The organism is Corynebacterium sp. PCR 32, assembly GCF_037464985.1.
In the GTDB taxonomy this organism is placed as follows: Bacteria; Actinomycetota; Actinomycetes; order Mycobacteriales; family Mycobacteriaceae; genus Corynebacterium; species Corynebacterium kroppenstedtii_D.
Window position 1 is genome coordinate 795,642 of record NZ_JBAHVL010000001.1, and the last position, 16,193, is coordinate 811,834.

14 protein-coding genes are annotated in these 16,193 nt (G+C 53.5%); 8 read left to right on the forward strand and 6 right to left on the reverse strand.

The window, feature by feature from the left end; translation table 11 throughout:
• Window positions 1-42: 42 nt before the first annotated feature.
• The 3 genes from V5S80_RS03395 to mptB all read right to left on the reverse strand — a co-directional run bounded on the left by V5S80_RS03395 (window position 43) and on the right by mptB (window position 3,748).
• Window positions 43-861: an ABC transporter permease gene (locus V5S80_RS03395; RefSeq protein ID WP_395169300.1), complete on the reverse strand. Its 819-nt coding sequence runs from the start codon at window positions 859-861 to the stop codon at window positions 43-45.
• Entirely contained in the window at window positions 862-1,842 is a 981-nt protein-coding gene (locus V5S80_RS03400; RefSeq protein WP_395169301.1) for an ABC transporter ATP-binding protein, read from the reverse strand.
• A 109-nt stretch (window positions 1,843-1,951) separates the two neighbouring features.
• On the reverse strand, window positions 1,952-3,748 hold the full coding sequence (gene mptB, locus V5S80_RS03405) for a polyprenol phosphomannose-dependent alpha 1,6 mannosyltransferase MptB (RefSeq protein ID WP_395169302.1): 1,797 nt from the start codon (window positions 3,746-3,748) through the stop codon (window positions 1,952-1,954).
• A gap of 421 nt (window positions 3,749-4,169) precedes the next feature.
• Here mptB and V5S80_RS03410 point away from each other — a divergent pair, with 421 nt between their 5' ends.
• The 7 genes from V5S80_RS03410 to V5S80_RS03440 all read left to right on the forward strand — a co-directional run bounded on the left by V5S80_RS03410 (window position 4,170) and on the right by V5S80_RS03440 (window position 10,886).
• Window positions 4,170-4,904, forward strand: a complete 735-nt coding sequence (locus tag V5S80_RS03410) for a helix-turn-helix transcriptional regulator (RefSeq protein ID WP_395169303.1) — start codon at window positions 4,170-4,172, stop codon at window positions 4,902-4,904.
• Between the two features lie 79 nt (window positions 4,905-4,983).
• Window positions 4,984-6,438, forward strand: coding sequence for a Fe-S cluster assembly protein SufB (gene sufB / locus V5S80_RS03415; RefSeq protein WP_395169304.1), 1,455 nt, complete (start codon window positions 4,984-4,986; stop codon window positions 6,436-6,438).
• A complete protein-coding gene (locus V5S80_RS03420) occupies window positions 6,439-7,701 on the forward strand; it encodes a SufB/SufD family protein (RefSeq protein WP_395169305.1) in 1,263 nt (420 codons plus the stop codon).
• Window positions 7,702-7,755: 54 nt separating this feature from the next.
• Window positions 7,756-8,514: a Fe-S cluster assembly ATPase SufC gene (gene sufC, locus V5S80_RS03425; RefSeq protein WP_395169306.1), complete on the forward strand. Its 759-nt coding sequence runs from the start codon at window positions 7,756-7,758 to the stop codon at window positions 8,512-8,514.
• A gap of 116 nt (window positions 8,515-8,630) precedes the next feature.
• On the forward strand, window positions 8,631-9,902 hold the full coding sequence (locus V5S80_RS03430) for a cysteine desulfurase (protein WP_395169307.1): 1,272 nt from the start codon (window positions 8,631-8,633) through the stop codon (window positions 9,900-9,902).
• Window positions 9,899-10,393, forward strand: a complete 495-nt coding sequence (sufU, locus tag V5S80_RS03435) for a Fe-S cluster assembly sulfur transfer protein SufU (RefSeq protein WP_395169308.1) — start codon at window positions 9,899-9,901, stop codon at window positions 10,391-10,393. Before V5S80_RS03430 ends, sufU begins: the two co-directional genes overlap by 4 nt.
• A gap of 34 nt (window positions 10,394-10,427) precedes the next feature.
• Window positions 10,428-10,886: a metal-sulfur cluster assembly factor gene (locus tag V5S80_RS03440; RefSeq protein ID WP_395169309.1), complete on the forward strand. Its 459-nt coding sequence runs from the start codon at window positions 10,428-10,430 to the stop codon at window positions 10,884-10,886.
• Window positions 10,887-10,917: 31 nt separating this feature from the next.
• On the opposite strand, the gene V5S80_RS03445 is transcribed toward V5S80_RS03440, so the two are convergent.
• A complete protein-coding gene (locus V5S80_RS03445; RefSeq protein WP_395169310.1) occupies window positions 10,918-12,237 on the reverse strand; it encodes a lycopene cyclase family protein in 1,320 nt (439 codons plus the stop codon).
• Window positions 12,238-12,371: 134 nt separating this feature from the next.
• Between V5S80_RS03445 and V5S80_RS03450 the strand changes: the two genes are divergently transcribed.
• Entirely contained in the window at window positions 12,372-14,000 is a 1,629-nt protein-coding gene (locus V5S80_RS03450; RefSeq protein ID WP_395169311.1) for an ABC-F family ATP-binding cassette domain-containing protein, read from the forward strand.
• 23 nt (window positions 14,001-14,023) lie between these two features.
• Here the strand turns inward: V5S80_RS03450 and V5S80_RS03455 are convergent, their stop codons facing one another.
• Both V5S80_RS03455 and V5S80_RS03460 read right to left on the reverse strand, forming a co-directional pair.
• Entirely contained in the window at window positions 14,024-14,764 is a 741-nt protein-coding gene (locus V5S80_RS03455) for a glutamine amidotransferase (RefSeq protein WP_395169312.1), read from the reverse strand.
• A gap of 68 nt (window positions 14,765-14,832) precedes the next feature.
• On the reverse strand, window positions 14,833-16,191 hold the full coding sequence (locus V5S80_RS03460) for a PFL family protein (RefSeq protein ID WP_395169313.1): 1,359 nt from the start codon (window positions 16,189-16,191) through the stop codon (window positions 14,833-14,835).
• Between the last annotated feature and the right edge of the window lie 2 nt (window positions 16,192-16,193).

Genomic DNA, 16,193 nt, shown 5'->3' on the forward strand with positions numbered 1-16,193 from the left:
ACCTCAGGAACTAAACTACCCCTCTCACAGGAACCAACATCCCTATGCGGTGAACCGAAAAAGCTTACTTGCAGAAAAACCACCAAGAAAAGCCCATATCACGATGACAACGAGAGCAAAGAGATTAAAACTCCCATGGAACGCATCAATCAAGCCCTGAGCCAACGCCACTGAAGGAAAAAGCATCAGCAATGCATGAATACCCTCGCGCATCCCTGGCTCCATGGCAACAACAGCAGCAGCTCCCATCAATGCGAACCACAGGAGATTCCCCAGGGCTAACACAATCTCTGAGTGAAGTGTTCCCCCCAACAACAGCCCTAACGCCGTAAACGCCACGGCACCGACAGTAAGAAAAACAACCCCCAACACAATTCCCAAGAAGGTCGTCGACCATCCCAGTGCCACCGCAATCATCCCTAGGATCAGGGTTTGTAGTAGCACAACAGTAACGACAGCACACGCTTTGCCAGCAATAATGGCCCACTTAGGCAGAGCTGACGCCCCCATCCGTTTCAATGCGCCATATCGACGATCAAAGACCACAGCAATCGCTTGGCCCGTAAAACCGGCCGACATCACAGCGACAGCTAAAACCATCGGAAATAGCCGAGCAATCGGATCGTCAAAATCCATAAAAGGCATCACCGTGAAACCAACCAACATCGCAATCGGAATCACCATTGACAACAACTGCTGCTCCCCATGTCTCAAAAACAGAAGAGTTTCCATCTTCGCCTGTGCGGATACAAGCTTCATTGTTGATGCCCGTTGCGGTTTCGGCACAAATGTCCCCGGTGTAAAACGTGATTCGTCGGTACACTGAGTCGTCGATTGTTCTTCTCCATTGTGGGTCACCATTTAGGGCCTCATCTCTCGTCCGGTGATGTCCAAAAAGACGTCCTCAAGGCTCCGGTGATCCACCGACAGGTCAGTGATCAAGACTCCCTGAGCATGAGCAGCAGCGGCTATCGCGCTAACCGACTGAGGGCTGGCGGGCCCATCGACCCGGTAGTGCTGTGGCCGCACAGCTGATACTCGCAGCGGTGCGAAGCCCGGGGTAGTACCGTCTGATCCGGCCACTGCATCGTGTGCGAGAAACTTATTCGCTGCCGATAAGTCTAGGGAGCTCGAGGTCTCTAAAGAAATACGAGCATCCTCAATATTGGTCAATTCTTGGGTCGTCCCCTCAGCGACAACACGTCCGTGATCAAGGATTAACACCGTATCTGCTAAAGACTCCGCCTCATCCATCATGTGTGTCGTTAGGAGGACAGTCACACCATCCCGGCGCAAGGAGGTGATCAAGTCCCATACGGCGAGCCGTGACTGTGCATCCAGCCCAGCTGTTGGCTCGTCTAAGAACACCATGTCGGGACGCCCAACCAACGCGCACGCTAACGACAGCCGTTGTTTCTGTCCACCACTTAGTCGTCGATATGACGTTTTAGCGTGGTCAGTCAACCCGACAACGTCCAATAGCCAAGGGACATTCAAGGGGTTCTGGCTGTAGCTCGCCAACAGGGACAGCATCTCTTTGACTCGTACGCCTGGGTAGGAGCCACCATCCTGAAGCATGATTCCGATTCGTGACCGAATCTCATCTGCGTGTGTGGAGGGGTCTAGCCCTAAAAGACTGATCGAACCGGAATCAGGAACCTGAAACCCCTCACACATTTCAATCGTGGTTGTTTTACCTGCACCATTCGGCCCTAGGAGAGCAAAGACTTCGCCCCGGCGAACAGAGAAACTGATGCCGTCAACAGCGCGTCTAGATTTGAAGGTCCGAACAACAGAATCAAGGACTAGCGCATCACCAGGTGAATTTTTCGAGCGAGTCACAGGATAAAAGTGTAGCGCGACGAAACTACGTCGACAGACCGACCGTGAAGTACCAGGTTAGGTCGATGAGATTAGATGTCGACGATGTCACCGAAACCACACCATAAACCTAGGAAATGATGGGGTGGTTGGTGTCAGTATCGCCGGTCACTAGACGACTTCCCCTACCGCTATGTTCGCCCTCAACCAATATCTTTCCGGCATTGATACCCTCCAATGAGACTCCTGGTGGGCGAATTTTCATTAATTTTAGAGCGAGACATCCTAGTCCCACCAGAACCACGAAGCTCGCTGCAGCAATAATATATGTCTGAGCCACACTCCATGCTGGTAGCTTTAGCCCACGTGGCAGGACGAAGAAGCTAAGGATTATCGAGTAGATAACCGCGGTATTCCGAAATAGTGGCTGGTTAGCCCACGCTGCAAGAGGAATGATCGCCCACAATGCGTACCAGGGATGGACCACAGGGAACAGAAGGACAAGCACCAGCATCCCGACCCCATAACCACCAATCGGGTGGAGGCGACCACGATATGTCGCCAGAAGCATGCGAACCATCCATAGTGCAGCAACAATCAATCCCACTCCATGAACGAATGCGGTCGTCGCTCCAGTATGATCCCCCAAGCCAAGCATGTTCCCTACGAACGCAGCGAAAATCCCCAGGAGTGTCGTGATCGACATCCAGCTGACGATGTCGGCCGCCCCGCCCTGAACGGCTAGCCAGTGGAGCCCCAGCCCAGACACGAAAGACAACCCAATAACGAAGAATGCCAAAAGAGACGCCATAATAACTGTTGCGGACAGCCATGCATGTTTTCGCCGGAGGTAACGAACTAGCGCAACCCACACAAAACCGAGGGCCACCACACTCGTCACTTTGACCATAATCGCACAGCAAATAGCCCCTACACCACCAATGAAGTACAACGCACGCCGCCCAGTGATGGGTGACAACAATGCTGCGTTTTTCACCGGACGGTCGAAAGCTCGGAAACACCATTCCATGCCGACCATCAATAGTCCGAGCATCATTGATTCATTGTGGATACCGCCGACAAGATGAAGAAGTGAAAGCGGGTTCACCACCCCTAGCCACAGCGCCGCCGACGCTTCCACGCCACAGCGGTGAGCAAGTTTGGTCACCGCCCATGCGCACAGTCCTAAGCCAGCGATGGAGACGAGCCTATAGAGAAAAACCGCAGCCATAACGTTCTCGTTGGTGAGCCACGAGATGACGTGACCGCCCATAATCGCAACCGGCCCATATGGGGAAGGGGAGTGGGACCATACCAAAGGAACTGACCGAGCAAGAGGATCTGCGACCCCCAAAAGATCTACTGGCCCACCATAATACGGATTTAGGCCTCGACTGGCGATAGCCCCTTGCGCAATATAGGAATAAATATCCTGAGTAAAAAGGGGCGCAGTAAACGCAAGCGGAATAACCCAGGCAACAAAAGTTCGAACCATCGCCGGTGCATCAGCCCAACCATGTCCTTGCCGACGAGGAGTGGCGAGGGCAAGGTACCCCATGAGCGCCCACGCTAAAACGAGGAATCCGATCCCGACGAACACCATCACCGTCGAAGTCAACAACATTCGACCCATCAAGTTGGCAACGGGAAAACGCCACAATGTGTTGTTAACAACAGGCATTGCTCCTGCACCCCAACCACCGATCATAATCAGGACAGAGCCCACGGTTCCCAACCAGCGAAGAAGTGCACAACGTCGGATGTCAGCCAGGTCGAGATCGCGTGAAATTTTCTGCGTGAGAGGATCACCGTGAAATGCTTCCGCCGATCGTGATCCAGCAACCCCGAAATCGGGTACCACTGAGGTCAGCTCACGACGGCTGCCGTCAACAAGGCGACGAAATATCGACATCCCGCGAGTGGCCATCCACACCTCCACACTTGACGTGTCAACTCCTTATCTCCCCATCGTCACAACCAGACTCGGGGAAACTTCATCAGGTTGAGTGTAGTCAAAGGGCCGGGGACACCCTACCCACCCATACGCACCGCTACCGCCATCGTAGGGTGCGACGTCGGCTTCAGCACGAGTGTGTATAGCCGAATCCATACCCTCTGTATTGGAATAGAATTCCGATACACTAGTGTTGTGTAAAGTGTAATAGCGCTGGTGGGAACACTCCACGTTATACACATGATGGGGAACAACCTGGACGTAGGTGCCTGCGCCCCTGACATTTCACGTGTGACGACGTGAAACACAAACGATGGTGGACTTAACACACCGGGTGAAGCAGTGACGAGCTCTGCCCGGATGGGCCACATCACACCGAGAGAGAGGAAGACTTATGAGAGGCAACGCCCCCGGGCCAGAGGGCCAAACGCGTGAGCGTATCATGTCTCTCCTCCTTCATAAGGGAACAATGAGTGCCTCGGAGCTCAGCAAGGAGTTAAATTTAACGACTGCAGGAGTTCGGCGTCATGTCGACAATTTAGTGACCGATGGACTGGCAGAAGAAGCACCCGCCACAGGGGGACCCCCCCGTGGCCGTGGCCGGCCCGCGCGAACCTTCCGTTTAACAGATAAGGGGAGGGGGAACTTTGGCTACGACTATGACCGAGTCGCTGTTCTTGCCCTCGAAGCGCTCCGCGAAGCAGGTGGGCCCAACGCGGTGAACCACTTCGCGCAACAACGGATGACAAGCATCCTTCGCGACGCTGAAATCGACGACACGCCTTGTGATCCCACCGATCCAGACACCGTCGAGATGGTGGTCACCAAAGTTGCTGAGGCTCTTAGCAAATATGGTTACGCCGCAACGGTGAATAAGGCCGGTGGGGGGATCCAAATTTGCCGTCACCATTGCCCTATCCAGGGGGTCGCCGAGCATTTCCCTGAAATGTGTGCCGCCGAGCATGAGGCAGTTCGTGATGTGTTGGGCCACCATACACAACCCTTGGCCACCATTGTCGATGGAAATGGAGTATGCACAACTCATATCCCGTTGGGGCCCGTCCACGATCGACACCATGACAGGAAGAATGGCGATGAACGCCATCCCACCGTGTCAGCCCCCTTGTGAGTCCATGATCTGGCTTAAATTTTTCACTTCCGGAAAAACTCGACCATCATCACACGCAATTTAAGAGGAGTCACCGCTCATGACCCAAACATCGACAGCTCCCGCAGGGCCACCCACATCACCCCAGAGTGATGAAGAAATCATTGAGTCCATTGGTGGAGGATATAACTACGGGTGGCATGATAGCGACGTCGCTGGAGCCTCCGCACGACGTGGGCTTGACGACGATGTCGTCAAGGACATTTCTGCGAAGAAAAGCGAGCCGGAATGGATGTTAAAGAATCGTCTTAAGGCGCTGTCAACGTTCCATAAGAAACCTGTCCCCACCTGGGGAGCTGATTTATCTGGGATTGATTTCGATCAGATTAAATACTTCGTTCGGTCGACAGAACGGCAAGCTACAACGTGGGATGATCTTCCCGAAGATATCAAGAATACGTATGATCGCATCGGTATTCCCGAAGCTGAAAAAGAGCGCCTAGTTGCCGGGGTTGCAGCACAATACGAGTCCGAAGTCGTTTACCATCAGATCCGCCAAGACCTGGAGAAACAGGGTGTTATTTTCGTCGATACCGACACGGCATTGAAGGACTATCCTGAGTTATTCAAGGAATATTTTGGGACGGTTATCCCCGCCGGAGACAATAAGTTTGCCGCGTTGAATACAGCAGTGTGGTCAGGTGGGTCCTTCATTTATGTTCCTCGAGGCGTCCATGTCGACATTCCACTCCAGGCCTATTTCCGCATTAACACGGAAAACATGGGGCAGTTTGAACGAACATTGATCATCGTTGACGAGGATGCCTATGTCCACTACGTCGAGGGCTGTACCGCACCTATTTATAAAACGGATTCACTCCACTCGGCCGTGGTCGAGATCATCGTCAAAAAAGGTGGCCGCTGCCGCTACACCACCATCCAAAACTGGTCCAATAATGTCTATAACTTGGTCACGAAGCGCACGAAGTGCGAAGAAGGGGCCACAATGGAATGGATCGATGGCAATATCGGATCCAAAGTCACCATGAAATATCCCGCAGTGTGGATGACCGGCCCACACGCCCGCGGCGAGGTTCTCTCCGTCGCCATGGCCGGTGAAGGCCAGTACCAAGACACCGGAGCCAAAATGGTTCATATGGCTCCATATACGAGCTCCAATATTGTGTCCAAGTCGGTCGCGCGTGGTGGTGGCCGCGCAGCCTACCGGGGCCTCGTCAAAGTCAACCCCACCGCTCATCACTCCACAGCGAACGTGGAATGCGACGCGCTTCTCGTCGACACAATTTCGCGATCGGACACTTATCCTTACAACGACATTCGAAATGATCACGTGTCACTAGGGCACGAAGCAACTGTGTCGAAAGTGTCAGAAGACCAGCTCTTTTATCTCATGAGCCGTGGCCTCGCTGAAGACGACGCAATGGCAATGATCGTTCGCGGCTTCATCGAGCCTGTCGCGAAAGAACTCCCCATGGAATATGCGCTCGAACTCAACCGCCTCATTGAATTGCAGATGGAAGGATCCGTGGGATAGATGACTGACGTACTCAAAGCCGACGATGTCAACGCTGCCACAGACAAAGCTAAAGAATCTGGAGCGTTTGACGCCAACGCCACCAACACGACCGAAGCAAAAACCAAGGGCGATCTCTTCACATCATTTAACGTTGGGGACTTCGCGGTTCCTCGTGGTCGTGATGAAGACTGGCGTTTTACCCCACTTCGTCGTCTCAATGGGCTCCATGATGGTTCATTCGTTCACGAGAAAGAGCCATCACCAGTCACGGTAGTGATCCCCGATGGAACAACCGGTGTCCGAGTTGAGCACGTCCCCGCTGATGACGACCGTCTTCGTTCTGCGGGGGCACCTGTCGACCGTGTGGGTGCCCAGGTGTTCAGTAGTCTCCGGCGTGGAACGGTCCTTACCATTGATGCTGGCACTATCGTAGATGAAAATATCACTCTGACTTTCACGGGCACTGGCCCCGACACCACATCGTTCGGCGCGGTCGCTATTCTCGTCGGAGCACATGCCGAAGCGAACCTGGTGCTCCGTTTCGAAGGACACGGGAACTATGCCGACTTCCACGGTTATTCCCTTGGGGCGGGAGCGCATCTCAATGTCGCTATCATTGATGACATGGGTGACGATGCTGTCCACCTCGCCAATGAGCGCATCCGGTTAGATCGCGACGCTGTCGTACGCCATGGATACAGCGCCTTTGGTGGATCCGTTGTCCGCAATATCTGTCATGCGGTCTTTACAGCACCGGGTGGTGACTGTGAATTGTCCGGGGTCTATTTTGCCGACGACGGGCAATATTTTGAACAGCGGCTTCTCGTCGATCATGCTGAAGCAAATTGTCGCTCTAACGTCATGTATAAAGGGGCTCTTCAAGGCAACCCAAGCTCGGATCGTCCTGAAACTCGAGCCGCGTGGGTCGGTGACGTACTCATCCGCGCGCAAGCCGATAACACCGATACGTATGAGAAAAGTATGAATCTTGTACTCTCTGAGGGCGCCCGAGCAGACGCAGTGCCAAACCTCGAAATCGCCACTGGTGAGATCATCGGTGCAGGTCACGCGGCGACAGTCGGACGTTTTGATGATGAGCAGCTCTATTACCTCATGAGCCGCGGGATCCCCAAACCCGTTGCACGACGTCTCATCGTGCATGGGTTCTTCACAGAAGTCATCTCACAAATTCCCATCGCCGCCGTACGCGAAGAACTTGAAAAGCGCGTGGCGGACGAGCTCGACAGCGTCAAGCTTGACGAACTGAATTCCCCGAGTTAGTCACATCGCGACGTCTTTCCTGCGCATCACAGATATAAAGAAATAAGGAGAACCATGAGCACCCTCGACATCCGCAACCTCGAAGCAGTAGTGAAACCTACCGAACCCGGAGAACAACCCAAGCAAATCCTGAAGGGGGTTAACCTCACTATTAAGTCAGGTGAAACCCATGCCATCATGGGGCCCAATGGGTCTGGCAAATCAACCCTGTCATATACCATCGCTGGACATCCACGTTACGAAGCCACTGGTGGTGAAGTACTTCTAGACGGCAAAAACATTCTCGATATGGATGTCGATGAACGAGCACGGGCAGGACTTTTTTTGGCCATGCAATACCCTGTCGAAGTTCCCGGAGTCTCAATGGCTAACTTCTTGCGTACCTCGGCGACCGCCGTTCGAGGTGAATCTCCGCGCCTGCGTGAGTGGGTCAAAGAGGTCAAAGAGGCTCAGAAGGAACTAAAAATTGATTCCTCCTTCTCCGAGCGGTCCGTAAATGAGGGATTTTCCGGCGGTGAAAAGAAACGTCACGAGATTCTTCAACTGGCTTTACTCAAACCTAAATTCGCTATTCTCGACGAAACAGACTCTGGCTTAGATGTCGATGCGCTCCGCATCGTGTCCCAGGGAATCAATGATTACAAGGAGAATAACGACGGCGGAATTATGTTGATTACCCATTACAAGCGAATTCTGAACTATGTTCGCCCTGATTTTGTTCACGTTTTCGCGAATGGCCGTATCGTCACGACTGGTGGCCCCGAGCTCGCCGACAAGCTTGAAGATGAGGGCTACGACGATTTCGTCGCATAGACCTGGATACCAAATAACGACTGAAAGATGAACGGTGGCATCACCTGCACCGTTTGGGGTGTTCACCATAGAGTTGAAGCGACAGGATAACGTTTGCAGGAGGGAGGTCACTGACCGTGGAGATTCCAGAGCTCACCCAGTGCGGAAAGTTAAACGTTGACGCAGTGCGCGCCGAGTTCCCTATTCTGAGTCGAAAGGTTCGTGACGAAAAACCACTTATCTTTCTCGACTCGGGCGCCACTTCACAGCGCCCCGAATGTGTACTCCGCGAGGAATTCCATTTCCTTACTCACATCAATGCCCCTGTTCACCGTGGTTCATATCAGCTCGCTGAGGAAGCCACCGATGCCTACGAAAGCGCGCGGGTAAAGATTGCGCATTTTGTTGGTGTTGATGAGCCAGAAATTGTGTTTACGAAAAACGCTACAGAGGCTCTCAATGCAGTTGCTTACATGCTTGGTGATGATCGCGCGGGAGATTTTCAAGTTAACGAGGGTGACGACGTTGTTGTCACCGAAATTGAGCACCATGCCAATTTGGTGCCGTGGCAGGAATTGTGTCGTCGTACTGGTGCGAATCTGAAGTGGTATGCCGCAACTGAGGACGGAAGAGTTGATCTGGATTCACTGACTTTGAGTGACCGGACAAAAGTCGTCGCGTTTACTCATCAGTCGAATGTAACGGGGGCACAGCCGGATATCGATGAACTTGTGTCTCGCGCGCATAAAGTTGGAGCATTGACGGTCCTCGATGCCTGTCAATCTGTACCGCACCAAGCAGTAGACTTCCATGCTCTTGATGTCGATTTTTCTGCTTTTTCAGGCCATAAGATGCTTGGTCCGAATGGTGTGGGTGTGCTGTATGGAAAAGCGGAGATTCTTGAGCGCATGCCCCCATTTCTGACCGGTGGTTCTATGATTACGACCGTTCACATGGACCGCTCCGAGTACTGTGATCCGCCACAGCGTTTTGAGGCGGGTACACAGATGACCAGCCAGGTTGTCGGGCTTGGCGCTGCCGTCGAGTTTCTCCAAACGATCGGAATGGATGCTGTCACGACACATGAGCGTGAACTCACTGAGTATGCATTAGAGAAGCTCCGTGATATTGAGGGGCTACGGATCATTGGCCCTAGGGTTGCTGAGTGTCGCGGTAGTTCGATCAGTTTCACCTTGGATGGGGTTCATCCGCATGATCTCAGCCAGGTTCTGGATGATGACGGTATCGCTGTTCGTTCCGGACATCACTGTGCTTGGCCTATTCATCGGAAATTGGGTGTGCACGCATCAACACGAGCATCGTTCTATATTTACAACACACTCGACGAGGTCGATAAGCTGGTCGAGTCGATCTGCCGGGCACAACGTTTCTTTGGGGTGACGCGATGAAACTCGAATCGATGTACCAGGAGGTGATCCTGGACCACTATAAGAATCCGCAGTATGCAGGTTTGCGAGAACCTTTCGACGCGGAGGTTCACCACGTCAATACGTCATGTGGAGATGAGATTACGCTTCGGGTTCACTTGTCTGATGATGGGTCTACCATTAAGGATATTTCCTACGATGCGGCAGGGTGCTCCATCAGCCAAGCCTCGACGTCAGTGATGGCTGAGGAGTTGGTCGGCCAGAGAGTTATCGACGTTTCCTACAAACTCGCTGCATTTGAGCACATGGTGACCTCGCGTGGCTCGGTCGATGGAGATGAGGATTTGATCGGGGATGGGGTCGCTTTTGCTGGAGTTTCTCAGTATCCAGCTCGTGTGAAGTGTGCATTGTTGGGGTGGAAAGCCCTCCAAGCAGCGGCAACCGAAGCGATGACCGCATTAGGACATGTTAAAGCTGCTGCACAGCTTAATTCATCGACGTCGATTTCCTAGCTTTCACGTTCGACTGTCTCACGAAGGAGTTCCGATGACACAGGAAGACACCGCTGCCACGACAGAATCCGAGTCTGGCAGTTCTTTTGATGATGCTGGATCGGTAACTGGCCCCGGGACCGGTATGAATGGTTCCATTCCAGGCGTTCCGGATCTCCCGCCTATGAGCGATGAGCAACAAAAAATTGCTAATGCGGTCCACGAAAGTTTATACGATGTGCTCGATCCCGAGCTTGGCATCAACGTTGTTGACCTGGGCTTGGTGTATCATATTTGGGTTGATGACGAGAGCAATGTGGTGATCTACATGACATTAACGTCACCGGCCTGCCCGTTGACTGATGTGCTTGAAGATCAGTCGGCGGATGCTGTGATTGGCCGGGGCATCGCTGAAAAAATGCGTATCGACTGGGTGTGGACTCCACCGTGGGGGCCGCAGATGATCACCGATGAGGGACGAGAGCAACTTCGTGCTCTTGGTTTCGCCGTCTGACACACCATCAATGGTGGGATAGCTGCCCTTTTTATCGACGGGGAAGACGTGCAGTACTCCCGCGCAGCAGGGATAAGAATGTGCGGTGAACCAACGAGCGTTGGTATCGCCGTGTGGTCTCCGGCTGCGTCTGGCGCAGTCTAGTGGTCTGTGTATGAAAGGAGACGAGCCAAGCAACCACGCCCACCATTGCGCGGAGAACGTCACATCCCCGTGATGCAGTGAGATATGAGCGAATGTTCGGCTGTGGCAAAGCGAAAAATGCGCGATAAAATAGGCGCATTTCGTCGGGTTGAAATTGTAAGGTCGCTGCCAAGCCACGTCGTTGGAGCCATCCAGTCAGCCAACCGCGGGGTGGGCCGTGTCGGATTCCTGAAAGATTTCGCGTGATCAGTGGACGTTGACTCCATCGAGCTGCCCACTCTATCTCCTTGTTTGCATCGCTTAATGCCATTCCAATGCTGTAACCTGTTGCGGCGTGCATGAGCCCAGCACTAGCACCCCAGGGAAAACGAACACCAGCCCTTGTGCTCCGGCGCGTCGAATGAGGCCACTGCCGACGTCTCGGTGCTAATGAGAAGCTGACCACCTCTTTGTGGTATGCACATCGGTACGCGGTGTCAGGATCAATTCCGAGCTGGACGAGCCTCCTTCGCAAGGAAATCTCAAGGTATTTTAGCTGTGAGTGCTCAGATTCTGGTGAGGTCTTAGACCCTCGGCATGTTGTGGCGACGATCGTTTCCTCAATGAGCCATCGGTCTTCGCCGGTGGGCATCCGGTAATTAAATGTCATTCGATGACTAGGGGAAGACGAATGGGGGTTCATTCTTGTGACGCCATCGAATTCGTGGCGATGGTCCGGGGTCCGGATGGGCGGGAGAGTTCGCATATCCATCAGTACTGCGTGTCGATGCTCAGTGGGGATGACCCCTTCTGGAAGAACAAGGCCGACAGCCAGCTGTTTTACGGGAACAAATCCGCTTGTCGGTGGGGTTGTGTCAACGATTAGATCGGCATCATCATGATGAGGGTCGTGGTGTCGGCGCCGCATGTGAAGTGATTCGTCATCATCTGTTGGTAGCTGGTCGCGTAGTGCTTGTGGGTTGAGAATGACGTACGTGTCCGACAGTGTTGTTTCCCAGCCATCACCGCATACTCGTGGTTGAGTACAAGAAAGGTATGGGCGAGGGTGATCACGCAACCACTGCGGTATTTGATGTTCCCACGCGCCCATCGTTGATGGATATTGTGGCCCGTCGGGGTCCCAGCAGTCGACCGAATGGCCGGCACGGCGTGCAGCAGCAGCTGCTGCAGTTCCCGCTGGGCCTAGACCGATGACTGAACAATGCATACTCTTACTGTATCGTCAGGGGTGGTAGGAATGTCGCCGGTGATGGATGTTTCTCGCCGTCTAGGAACCGGTTTCACAGTGACGATGACACTCGGTATGAAAATAACCATAGCGACGCGATATACTGCCCGCTTATGATTACTACCGAAGACCTTGATGTTCGTGTCGGCGCACGCACACTCTTGACTGCGCCCGGGCACCATTTGCGGGTTCAACAGGGGGACCGCGTTGGTCTTGTGGGACGCAACGGTGCCGGCAAAACGACGACGATGCGCATATTGGCGGGGCAGACACAGCCTTACGGTGGGATTGTTACTCGATCAGGTGATATTGGTTATCTTCCTCAGGATTCCATGGAAGGCGATCTAGAGCAGTCTGCAAGGGACCGTGTGCTGTCAGCACGTGGACTTGATCAAATTCGATCGTCGATGGATCGACAGCAGGAGATTATGGAGACCGGTAGTGAGGCTCGTCGTGACGCTGCGATCCGTAAGTTTTCGCGTTTGGAGGAGCGTTATCATGCGCTGGGCGGGTACGAAGCAGACGCTGAAGCCGCACGAATTTGTGATGCTCTCGGGCTTCCAGGTCGTATTTTGGATCAGTCACTCAGGACTCTGTCTGGTGGACAACGACGGCGCGTGGAATTAGCGCACATTCTTTTCGCGGCGTCGACGGGCAGCGGTAAGTCGGATACCACGTTGTTGTTAGACGAACCGACCAATCACCTGGATTCGGACTCCATCACATGGCTGCGCGGGTTTTTATGTAATCATGAGGGTGGGTTGATCGTGATTTCTCACGACGTTAGCCTTCTTGAGGCTGTGTGTAACAAAGTGTGGTTCCTCGATGCTACGCGTGCTGAAGCTGATGTGTACAACATGGGGTGGAAGAAGTACCAGCAGGCACGAGCCACTGATGAGACTCGCCGGCGACGGGAGAAGGCGAACGCTGAAAAAAAGGCAGCTACGCTACGGGCTCAAGCTGCTCGCTTCGGCGCGAAGGCGACAAAAGCAGCTGCTGCGAAGCAAATGCTTGCTCGTGCGGATAAGCTCGTGAGCGGGCTCGATGAGGTTCGAGTGTCAGATAGAGTCGCACATATTACGTTCCCCGTGCCGGCTCCATGTGGTAAAACTCCGCTCCATGCCCATGGATTGACGAAGATGTACGGTTCGTTGGAAGTTTTCGCCGGTGTTGATATGGCCATTGATAAGGGTTCACGTGTCGTTATCTTGGGATATAACGGCGCGGGGAAAACAACGTTGCTCAAGCTTCTTGCAGGTGTCGAACGAACTGACGGCGAAGGCGGAATCGTTACTGGCCACGGGCTGAAAATCGGATATTTTGCGCAGGAACATGACACTATCGACCCCGACGCAACGGTATGGGAAAATACAGTTCAGTCGTGTCCTGATTCTGGTGAACAGGATCTTCGTGGGCTCCTTGGGGCGTTCATGTTTTCTGGTGATCAGCTTCAGCAACCGGCGGGGACGCTGTCTGGTGGTGAGCAAACCCGCCTTGCGCTTGCTGCGCTTGTTGCTTCACGCGCAAATGTGTTGCTGTTAGATGAGCCGACAAACAATCTCGATCCGGTTTCTCGCGAACAGGTCCTCGCAGCGTTGCGGACATACCAGGGTGCGGTGGTGTTGGTAACTCACGATCCCGGCGCGGTGAAGGCCCTTAACCCTGAGCGTGTCATTGTTCTTCCTGATGGTGACGAGGACATGTGGAACGACGAGTACATGGAGATCGTCGAGCTCACTTAGGGCAACCGTCACACGTGGTGGGGCTAGGTAACACAATGGGAGAGTTGCCGTGAACGAGTTCGGCAAAAGTCAACGAAATTAGCGAGGAGTTGCCGTGCAGGCGAGACATCAATTTTCGCGGCAGTGTCAACGATTGAAGCATATTCGTCGAGGCCAAAATAGCCGTAGTTTTTATAGAACTCCATGCGCCTGTGGAGTCCGGGTGCGTCCATTTCGGCATGGAATTGTGTTGCCCAGTGGATCTCACTGATCCGGAAGATTTGAACGGGGCAGGCCTCACCATAGGCGAGGAGAGTCGCGGCCTGGGGGAGAACTTCGATGTTTTCTGTGTGTCCCGTGAAGGCCTTGAATGTTGTTGGAAGCGAGCGGCATAGGGGATCGTTTGCAGCGGCGTGTGTGAGGTGTACCGTTGTTGGCCCTGAGTTTTCGGGGTGAAGACGTGCGAGGGTTCCACCGTGGCTGTCGGCGAGGACGTGAGCCCCAAAACAGATGTTGATGATGGGGATTTGGGCCCCTGTGAGGGCACGGAGAAGCTGTTCGACGTGTTTTTGTCCGCTGTCTTTGTGTGGATTTGTCACTGTGTAGGGCGAACCGCCGACAAAAATTCCGTCGACATTATGGAGGTCGCCAAGTCGGGCCGAGTGTCCGTCTAGAATTCGCTGCTCAAGCTCGTGGAGGTGGAGGTTGCTGGCGCTCATGAAGTCATATAGTTCACTTGCGGCGACTTCTGCTCCGTGTCGAGGCGAGTACAGCACAAAATTCATAACAGACAGCTTAGTCTAGATTTGGCTGGAGTGTAAACCCCAGCCTCGGCCGACAGAGAAACCTCCCGTCAGTTTCTCAGCCCATGGACTGGGGCGGGGAGCTGCCCACCACGGCGAATAAACGCTCTGGACGATGCCCGATGGACAGGCATGATCGGAGCACGACCCAGAAGGCCTCCAAAATCTACATCCTGGCCAACAGCCTTCCCAGGAACAGGAATAACCCGTACTGCGGTGGTCTTATGATTCATCATCCCGATAGCAGCTTCATCGGCAATCATCCCAGCAATCGTTTCTGGGGGAGTATCTCCAGGTACAGCAACCATATCTAGCCCCACTGAGCAAATCGCGGTCATTGCTTCAAGCTTGTCTAGAGTGATCGACCCATTGCGGGCCGCGTTAATCATCCCAGCATCCTCACTGACAGGAATGAAGGAACCCGATAACCCTCCCACACGAGAGCACGCCATCATCCCACCTTTCTTCACTGCATCATTTAGCAATGCGAGAGCAGCGGTTGTCCCGTGAGTCCCGACAACATCAAGTCCCATGCCCTCAAGAATGTGGGCAACAGAATCTCCGATCTCGGCGGTAGGGGCGAGCGAGAGATCAACGATCCCGAAACGCTCGCCGAGACGATCGGCAGCTAATGTACCGACAAGCTGCCCCATACGAGTCACCTTAAATGCGGACTTTTTAATGACTTCTGCCATCTCATCGAACGACGCATCAGGCGCCTTCGCTAAGGCACGCTGTATCACCCCTGGCCCAGATACGCCGACACTGACCACACAGTCAGGCTCCTCTACGCCATGGAATGCTCCTGCCATGAAGGGATTATCACCGACAGCATTAGAAAAAACGACCAATTTTGCGGGCCCCAACACGGTGTTTTCTGTTTCTGCCTGTGAGGATTCAACGATAACGTCACCCATTCGTGCAACTGCATCCATATTGAGTCCAGCACGTGATGAGCCAATGTTCACTGATGAACATACCAACCCGGTAGATGCCAAGGCGTCGGGAATCGAGTCGATAAGCGCTTTATCGAACCTGGTCATTCCTTTTTCAACAAGGGCAGAATATCCACCGATGAAGTCAATGCCGGTGGCTGTTGCAGCTCTATCCAGAGCATGGGCAAGGGGAGTAGGATCCAGGCACCCAGATGCCGCCGCAAGTAACGACACCGGCGTCACCGACACGCGCTTGTTAACAATGGGGATCCCGAGTTCACGAGAAATCTTCTCGGCTACCGACACTAAACGTTCTGCTCGCGTCGTAATAGTATCGTAAACCTGGGTAGCAGCCTGATGGATTTCGGAATCCGCACAGTGGAGGATATTAATCCCCATCGTCACAGTCCGAATATCAAGGCGTTGCTCCTCGATCATCGAGATAGTTTCTAAGATGTTATGTTTGGTATCCATGT